6 protein-coding genes and 1 tRNA gene are annotated in these 8,102 nt (G+C 57.5%); 5 read left to right on the forward strand and 2 right to left on the reverse strand.

The window, feature by feature from the left end:
- Positions 1-320: 320 nt before the first annotated feature.
- Genes ACOCD2_RS08305 through ACOCD2_RS08320 form a run of 4 tightly spaced genes read left to right on the forward strand, consistent with a single transcriptional unit; the run spans position 321 to position 6,019 of the window.
- The gene (locus ACOCD2_RS08305) at positions 321-3,686 is read left to right on the forward strand and encodes a mechanosensitive ion channel domain-containing protein (protein WP_293646944.1); all 3,366 of its coding nucleotides are present in this window, start codon (positions 321-323) and stop codon (positions 3,684-3,686) included.
- Positions 3,687-3,703: 17 nt separating this feature from the next.
- Positions 3,704-4,285, forward strand: a complete 582-nt coding sequence (locus ACOCD2_RS08310; protein ID WP_293646946.1) for a PqiC family protein — start codon at positions 3,704-3,706, stop codon at positions 4,283-4,285.
- Positions 4,278-5,429: a GNAT family N-acetyltransferase gene (locus ACOCD2_RS08315; RefSeq protein ID WP_293652493.1), complete on the forward strand. Its 1,152-nt coding sequence runs from the start codon at positions 4,278-4,280 to the stop codon at positions 5,427-5,429. Before ACOCD2_RS08310 ends, ACOCD2_RS08315 begins: the two co-directional genes overlap by 8 nt.
- Positions 5,426-6,019 (forward strand): DUF938 domain-containing protein, encoded by a 594-nt coding sequence (locus ACOCD2_RS08320; RefSeq protein WP_293648849.1) that lies wholly within the window; start codon positions 5,426-5,428, stop codon positions 6,017-6,019. Before ACOCD2_RS08315 ends, ACOCD2_RS08320 begins: the two co-directional genes overlap by 4 nt.
- On the opposite strand, the gene ACOCD2_RS08325 is transcribed toward ACOCD2_RS08320, so the two are convergent.
- Positions 6,011-6,940 carry an acetoin utilization protein AcuC gene (locus ACOCD2_RS08325; protein WP_293648846.1) on the reverse strand — a complete coding sequence of 310 codons (930 nt, stop codon included), beginning with the start codon at positions 6,938-6,940 and terminating at the stop codon, positions 6,011-6,013. The two genes, ACOCD2_RS08320 and ACOCD2_RS08325, sit on opposite strands and share 9 nt — an antisense overlap.
- A gap of 119 nt (positions 6,941-7,059) precedes the next feature.
- On the opposite strand from ACOCD2_RS08325, the gene ACOCD2_RS08330 reads away from it, so the two are divergent.
- A tRNA-Arg gene (locus ACOCD2_RS08330) sits at positions 7,060-7,136 on the forward strand.
- Positions 7,137-7,476: 340 nt separating this feature from the next.
- On the opposite strand, the gene ACOCD2_RS08335 is transcribed toward ACOCD2_RS08330, so the two are convergent.
- Positions 7,477-7,746 (reverse strand): hypothetical protein, encoded by a 270-nt coding sequence (locus ACOCD2_RS08335; protein WP_293648843.1) that lies wholly within the window; start codon positions 7,744-7,746, stop codon positions 7,477-7,479.
- Positions 7,747-8,102 lie beyond the last annotated feature (356 nt).

Genomic DNA, 8,102 nt, shown 5'->3' on the forward strand with positions numbered 1-8,102 from the left:
ATTAACCCGGCGACCAAATATGTCGCCCTCAGTGCTTCAAACAGGACGCGTATCAAGGCGCGGCTTGCAGGCAATGGCAAGCCCTTGTCAAAAGCCGCAACACAGATACGCGTCCTGTTTGAAGCACCTAACGAATTGATAATAAAATGAAAGGCCACCCTGACTGCGCTGGTGGACTGCGTTATCAACACTTGCTGTAGAATGGCTACAGCGACGCGTTGATGCCTTGCCACCAACGCAGTCAGGGTGGCTGAGGACGATATATTTGGTTGCCGGGTTAATAACCTTTAGCCTGGCTCTTTTCCTGGGAAGAAACATTTATGCGCAATACAAGCTGGCGGATTCTAGTGGCAATGCTTCTGTCATGTATTTCTCTGGGGCTGGCTGCTGCGGGTGATGCGACATCGGAAGATCATGTCGCGGGCGTCAACGCCTCGCTGCTGAATTCCGAACTGGCCAATGTGCAGGCGAAGGAAGGCGTGTCGGCAGAGCAGCTGAAGGCGATCTCCTCCATCTATGATGAAGCGAAGGACTGGCTGTCCCAGGCCGACCGCTACAAGAGTTCGACGCGGCAGTTTATTGCCTCCCGTACCAGCGCGCCGCTGAAGGCAAAAGGTATTCGAGAGAGTCTGCGCGAGATTTCGGAAAAAAAGCTTCCCAGGGCCAGCCAGTACAAGAACAAATCCCTGGAAGAGCTGGAACAGCTGCTGGAGACGGAAAAAGCCACTCAGGCGGCCAAGGAGGCGCGGGTGGCTGAGCTTGCGCACCTGGTTTCCCTGGAAGCCAACCGCCCGGATGCGGCACGCAAACAGCTGGAAGCATCCAACAAGCAACTGGATGAATTGCGCGACAGTCTCTCGACCCAGGCATTGCCTGTTGATTCGCTAGCCCTGGCTCAATACCGGCGCGATCAGGCGCGTATGCTGGCACTCAAGAACCAGGTTGCCATGCTGGAGCAGGAGATGCTGTCCCACCCGGCGCGCCTGGCACTGAGCAAGGCGCAGCTGGAGCAGGCAGAAGCGGAAGCAGCACTGGCAGGCCGGCAGGTGAGTGTGCTCGAAGATCTTGTCAATCAGCGCCGCAAGAAAGAAGTCGAACAGGTCAGCAAGGTGGAGGCTGAGAAGGAGCAGGATATCACCGAGAAATATCCGGCACTCAAGGGCATTGCTGCGGAAAACGCCCGACTGGGAAAAGAGCTCAAGGAAACCACCCAGGCTCTGGAAAAAGCCAGCAAGCGTGACAATGATCTGCGCAATCAGGCGCAGCGCATGGAGGCAGAATATCGCAGCACCCAGCGAAAGGTGGAAATAGCAGGTTTGCGTGAGGCGCTGGGGCAGGTGCTGCTTGAACACCGCAAGAATCTGCCGGATCCCCGCAAGTACAAAAAACAGGAAGCGCGTCTGAGGAAGCATGTCACCGAAACCGGCTTGCGCCAGATCCGCTACAGGGAATTGCTTCGCCGCGAGAATGCGCTGGAACCGGATCCGGAGATCCTGCTCAAGGATGTGCCTGAAGCACAGCGGTCTGAGCTGCTTCCACACCTGAAACAGTTGCTCGAGCGTAAACGCCAGTTGCTGGAGAAGCTGGTAGCCACGGATGAAGCTTATCTGCGCGCATTGAGTGAGCAGGAAGTCATGCTGCGGCGCGTGCAGGACATTCTTGGCGCTTATGATGGTTTTCTGGCCGAACACCTGCTTTGGGTGAGAAACACTACGGTGATCGGGCTGGATGACCTGAAAAAGATCCCCGGCGAGTTGCAGACGCTGCTGAACCCGAATGCCTGGTATGAGGTGGGCAGAAACTTTGTGGCACAGCTACCCAATGCCTACCTTTTCCACCTGATGCTGGCGCTGGTGCTGGCGGCTTTCTGGCTGCGCAGGCACGTCCGCTCAGCACTGATCCGTGCGAGTGAGGCAGTGGGCAAGCCTGCGGGCGGTAACTTTTCTGCCACACTGAAAGCACTTTTCTACAGCATGCTGTTACCGGTTGCACCGGTGCTGCTGATGCTGCTCCTGGCCTGGCAGCTGAAGCAGGGAACGGTGGTCTCGCCGTATGCCGATGCGTTGGCAGAGGCGATGTACTGGGCCGCGAAGCCTGTGTATTCTCTGTTGCTGCTGCGGGCGCTGGCCTGTCGCCGCGGTGTCCTAGAGGCGCATTTCCGCTGGCGACTGGCCAGTATCCAGCGCTTGCGCAAGGCCATCAATTTCCTCTTGGCGACCTTCATTCCCGCTTCCATGCTCACCATTGTTCTGGTGAATGTGGAAAGCAGCGGGTTGGCTGGAATCCTGCTGAAGTTTTCCTTCATGGCTGCCGCTCTGTCGCAGAGCTTTTTCGTGTACCTGGTTTTCCATGCGAAAAAGGGCGTGATCGCCAGTTACCTGAAGCAGCATCCCGACAGCTTTCTTCGCAAATCACGCTGGCTGTGGTTTTCCCTGGCGGTAGTAATACCCGTGTTACTGGTGATCCTGTCCCTGATGGGCTATGTGTATACGTCGGCCACGCTGCTCAACCAGGTGATCAACACGCTCTGGCTGGCGGCAGGACTGGTGCTGCAGCAACTGGCCGAGCACTGGCTGCTGCTCAGCCGGCGGCGTATCGCCTATCAGGCTGCAGTGGAAAGATACAAGGCCATGGCCGAGAACAAGCCCGACGAACATGCGCCGGAAGGCGAGAAGGAGGTGGAGTTCAAGGAGCCCAAGGTCGACCTCGTAACCCTGAGCAAGGCGAGCCGCAAGCTGCTCAACGCGGCCATCCTCATCGCCGCAGTTGTGGGGCTGTGGCTGATCTGGTCCGAATCGCTTCCTGCCCTGGTGGTGCTGGATACCATACCGCTGTGGCAGCATACGGCGATGGTGAACGGCGTGGAGACCAGGGTGCCAGTCACATTGGGCAATCTGCTGCTGGTGGTTGCCATTGCAGTCACCACGCTGGTGGCATCGCGGAACCTGCCCGCCCTGCTGGAAATCGTTTTACTGCAGTATTTCAACCTGTCTTCCGGAAGCCGCTATGCCATGCGCACCCTGACGGGATACCTCATCGCAGCCACCGGCATGGTGCTGGTCTTCCAGGCTGTCGGTGGCAGCTGGAGCCAGATCCAGTGGCTGGTGGCGGCTCTCGGCGTAGGCATCGGTTTCGGCCTGCAGGAAATCGTGGCGAACTTCATCAGCGGCCTGATCATCCTGTTCGAGCGTCCCATCCGTGTGGGGGATTTCGTGACCGTGGGTGACAGTGACGGCACGGTGACGCGTATTCAGATCCGGGCGACCACCATACTGACCCGGGACCGCAAGGAACTGCTGGTGCCGAACAAGGAGTTCATTACCGGGCGGCTGCTCAACTGGTCGCTTTCTGACCAGACCACGCGACTGAAGCTGGCGGTGGGCATCCCCTATGGGGCTGACGTGGAACTGGCGGAAAAGCTCATGCTGGAAGCGGCCGCGGAACATCAGCTGGTACTCGACGAACCCCGGCCTTTCGTCTATTTCCAGAGCTTCGGTGACAGTGCACTGTTGCTGGAACTGCGCTGCGTGATCGATTCCGTCGATTACCGCATTGCCACCCTGAGTGAGCTGCACCATGCCATCAACCGCAAGTTCCGTGAGGCCGGCATGGAGATTCCCTTCCCGCAGCAGGACGTGCACCTGGACGTTCGGGGGCCTCTGGAAGTGAAGCTGCAGCCCGAGTAGATGCTACAATTCCTGCCATGAAAATACTGCTTCCCTTGCTTGTCATGCTGCTGGGCGGTTGCGCCTACCAGTCGCCTTCCTCCAGTTTCTATGTGCTCAGTGCCAGGGCGCAGGCTGCGCAGCCGGTTCAGCCCGGCCTGCTGCTGGGTGTGGGACCGGTGAATCTCGCGGACTACCTGGATCGCAGCCAGATTGTGCGCAGAAACAGTGACGTGAGCCTGAAGATGGACGAATTCCACCGCTGGGCAGGCGATCACGGCAAGAATATCACCACCGTGCTGGCAGAAGACCTTGCACGGATACTCGGCTCCGAAGGCGTGCTTCCCTACCCCTGGAGTTCGTCCCTGGATCTGGATTACCAGGTGCTGGTGGATATCAACCGCTTCGACGCGGCGCCGGACAATCTGATCGTGCTGGATGCCCAGTGGCAGCTGTTCCGCAAGCATCCCGACAGGCTGTTGCAGGTGAAGCGCTCTCATATCGAAACCCGTGCGGCTGATGACAGCCACGAGGCGCAGGTCGAGGCCCAGAGCCAGGCGCTGGCGCAACTGGGAGAGATCATCGCTGCTGCGCTGAAGTCCGCCGCGGGGAATGACTGACCGGGATCTTGTTGTTCGTGTTCATGCCGGACTGAACGAAATCAATGCTGCCGAATGGAACGCGCTGGTAACGGAAAATCATCCCTTCCTGAAGCATGAATTTCTCGCCGCCATGGAAACCCATGGTTGCGTGGGTGAGCACTTCGGCTGGCTTCCCATGCACCTGGCCCTGTACCGCCAGGACCGGCTGGTGGCTGCCATGCCCCTGTACCGTAAGCTCAATTCCTATGGTGAGTTCGTGTTCGATCATGCCTGGGAGGAAGCCTGGCAACGCGTTGGCCTGAGCTATTTTCCCAAGCTGGTTTCCGCCATTCCCTATACCCCTGCCGCCGGTGCCCGCATGCTGATACAGCCCGGCATGGAAGAAGCATGCCGTAATATGTTCCTGCATACTGCCCGGGAACTGGTCACCGAATACGGCGGCAGCGGGGTGCACTGGCTTTTCCCGGAAACAGCTGACCTGGCGTTTCTGGAGGCTCACGGGCTGGTAATACGCAACGATTGCCAGTTTCACTGGCAAAACCGGGGATATGCTGCTTTCGATGATTTTCTGTCCGGCCTGTCGGCGAGGAAACGCAAGAACATCCGCCGGGAGCGCCGCCGGGTAGCAGAGGCTGGCGTGACACTGCGCCGCCTGAACGGTCATACCGCCAGTGAACAGGACTGGGCAGACTTCACCCGTTTCTACAATCGCCTGTTCGACGAAAAATGGGGCATGGCCACCTTCAACCAGGATTTTTTCCAGGCGGTGGCTCGCGCCATGCCGGACCAGGTGCTGCTGGTGCTGGCGGATTTCGAAGGCAGAAGCATCGCCGGTGCGCTGATGTTCGCCAGCGACACCCGATTGTACGGCCGGCACTGGGGCTGTACGGAGGAGATCGACAGCCTGCATTTTGAAGCCTGTTATTATCAGGGCATCGAGTACTGCATCGAAAACGGTCTGCAGGTTTTTGAACCCGGTGCTCAGGGGGAACACAAGGTGGCACGGGGATTCAACCCCGTGAAAACCGCATCGGCGCACTGGGTGGCCGAAGCTGGCTTTGTCAAACCCATACGGCGTTTCGCCCAGATGGAACGACGCAGCATCGGTGAATATATCCGCCAATTGCAACAGCAGACAGCCTACCGGAAGGACAATTCATGAAACCTTATGCCGAATCCTGTGATCAGAACCGCGATCCCATCCTGGAGCAGTTGCGTCCCTTGCTGGTCGCTGCTTCGACTGTGCTGGAAATCGGCAGTGGCACCGGGCAGCACGCCGTTTATTTTTCCACGCACCTGCCGCATCTGCACTGGCAGCCCAGCGATCGCGGTGAGAATCTGCCCGGCATACGGCTCTGGTGTGCTGAGGCGGGCCTGGCAAACCTGAAGGCGCCGCTGGAACTTGACGTTACCCGGCAGCCCTGGCCCGCCATCGAAACAGACGCTGTGTTCTCCGCCAACACGGCGCACATCATGGCCTGGCCACAGGTCGAGGCCATGATGGAAGGCATCGGCAAACTGCTGCCCGACGGGGGGGTGTTCCTGCTGTATGGACCGTTCAACTACAATGGAAGATACACCAGTGACAGCAACCGTCGTTTTGACGGCTGGCTGAAAGCGCGGGATCCCCTGAGTGGTGTCCGGGACTTCGAGTCCCTGGATGAGCTGGCGGGGCAGGTCGGCATGCACCTGCAGGATGATATCGCCATGCCCGCGAACAACCGTATCCTGTGCTGGCGAAAGTCAGGCTGACAACGCCTGCACGACATCGTTCCAGGCCTGCGCCAGGTTGTGACGGTTGTAGCCGCCGCCACGGAGTACCAGCAATCGCTGACAGGGCAGGCTGGAAAGCGCACGGGCCACCGCAGCATGGGTCCGGGGTGACAGGTTCAGATGGGTGATGGGGTCTCCGCCAATGCTGTCGGCCCCCGCCTGCAGGATGCAGAACTCGATATCAAATGATTTCAGAAAGTGTTCTGCCGCAGGCCAAAGCCGGGTAAAAAGTACATCATCCGCTTCCGGTGGCAGGGGAATATTCAGCTTGCGGCCTTTTGCAGCACCCCTGCCGGTTTCCGTGGCGGCACCGGTGCCGGGATAGAGGTAGCGACCGTCCTCGTGGAAGTCCACGAAGATCACTGCAGCATCCTCCTCGAAAGCATAGAACACGCCATCGCCGTGGTGGGCGTCGATATCCACGTAAGCGATGCGCGTGAGGTGATGCTGTTTCTTCAGGTACTCGATGACAATGCCGCAATCATTCACTGCGCAAAAGCCGGCTGCACCGTCACGTCGGGCATGATGCAGGCCGGCAATGGGTACGAAGGCGCGGGCGCATTCACCGGCTATCAGCCGGTCTGCAGCATCGCAGACAGTGCCGGCAACTGTCAGGGAAGCTTCGAACACGCCACGAAAGGCAGGCGTGTCGCCGCCATCCAGGTAGCCTTCACCGCTTTTGGAGCGCTCGGCAAGTAACTGCAGGTAGTCTGGCGCATGAAAGAGCGCCAGCAGTTCGGGATCGCCTTTCATCGGCGGCAGCACCTGGCAATGCTTATCCAGGCCGCGCCGTTCAAATTCCTCCTGGAAGGCGCCCATGCGGTCGGTGCCGAACGGGTGTTCGTCCCCAAATCCATAGCGGGCGAGTTCCGGTCCCAGGTAGACGCAGGTTTGAGTCATATCGGTATTTTCCCCACAGCAGAGAATTCTTTTTGAAGATAGCGCAATCTGCTATGCTTCGCACCCCGGAAAAGCAATCGGGATAGGGAAGTCGACAATATCGGCTATAATTCCCCTTTCCGCCCGTGGCTCAGCTGGATAGAGCGCTGCCCTCCGGAGGCAGAGGTCAGAGGTTCGAATCCTCTCGGGCGGGCCATTTGTATTATTATCAATAGCTTGCGTTCATGTCTTTCGGGCCTGGACTGAAACCATCAAGGGGTGGCGGCCCCGTTTTCCAGGTTGAGGTCATCACGTCATCTGACCGTTAGCCTCAAAGCTCCAAAAAGCCCTCGTTTTTGCTCTGTGCCTTGACTGTGCCCAAATTGTGCCTTCCATTGTTTCTTCGGGTTTCATTGGACAGAAAGGATCAGGATTTTTGACCGCAACCGTAGGCTTCCTCATGACGGGGGGTTCCAACGAGAGTTTCTGACGTTTTCGAGTTGCCTGCAGAACACTGCAGGCCGAATGTTGGCACCGATGCTCCAATTAGTGCGACGCTACTGTGTGCCATTGAGTACCTGGCAATACCTGCACGAAGCGCAGGCTGCCAGTGGTTCCGGTGCATGAACTGCAATCAATCCATCGACATCCTGGGAAAAACTGCCGTTGGGAAGTTCATAGCCCTCTTCCAGAAGGTCAATAGTGCCGTTTTCATGCAGAACCAGCAGGATTTCTTGCTCCCCGTGCTGTACGAAAAAAGGAAACTGGCCAATATTCTGATCCGGGTCAGTAACGTATTCCTGCATGACAGGATAAAGATATTTCATGGAATTTGCCGCCTGACCTCTTGATGAAATTCAAGGAAACAATATCCGCACAAGAAGTACGCTTAAACGTTCATAAAACAATAATATAGAGCCTGTTCTATTGATACAGCATGGCAATAACATGCTGGCATGTGAAACATTGGGCCGCGGGCTAATGATCTCTATTGAAAGTGTTGACTTAAGCGTCCCAAGTGTCCGCGCTTTAATTCACTATTCATACACGAGTCTTCAACTCATTTTGGAATGTAAGCGCCCAAGAATCCACACCTGTTTTCCCCACCTGACCCTGTGCAGACTTTCTCCTGGAATTTCACGACATAGGAGAAATCGATGGACATGTCTGATGCCACCGAAGG

It is taken from the genome of Thiolapillus sp., from assembly GCF_048562965.1.
Taxonomy (GTDB): Bacteria; Pseudomonadota; Gammaproteobacteria; order Chromatiales; family Chromatiaceae; genus Thiolapillus; species Thiolapillus brandeum_A.

Excerpts from the sequence above, each read along its gene's own strand:
- ACOCD2_RS08305 (WP_293646944.1), top strand. The coding sequence starts at position 321 with ATGCGCAATACAAGCTGGCGGATTCTAGTGGCAATGCTTCTGTCATGT.
- ACOCD2_RS08310 (WP_293646946.1), top strand. The coding sequence starts at position 3,704 with ATGAAAATACTGCTTCCCTTGCTTGTCATGCTGCTGGGCGGTTGCGCC.
- ACOCD2_RS08315 (WP_293652493.1), top strand. The coding sequence starts at position 4,278 with ATGACTGACCGGGATCTTGTTGTTCGTGTTCATGCCGGACTGAACGAA.
- ACOCD2_RS08320 (WP_293648849.1), top strand. The coding sequence starts at position 5,426 with ATGAAACCTTATGCCGAATCCTGTGATCAGAACCGCGATCCCATCCTG.
- ACOCD2_RS08325 (WP_293648846.1), bottom strand. The coding sequence starts at position 6,940 with ATGACTCAAACCTGCGTCTACCTGGGACCGGAACTCGCCCGCTATGGA.
- ACOCD2_RS08335 (WP_293648843.1), bottom strand. The coding sequence starts at position 7,746 with ATGAAATATCTTTATCCTGTCATGCAGGAATACGTTACTGACCCGGAT.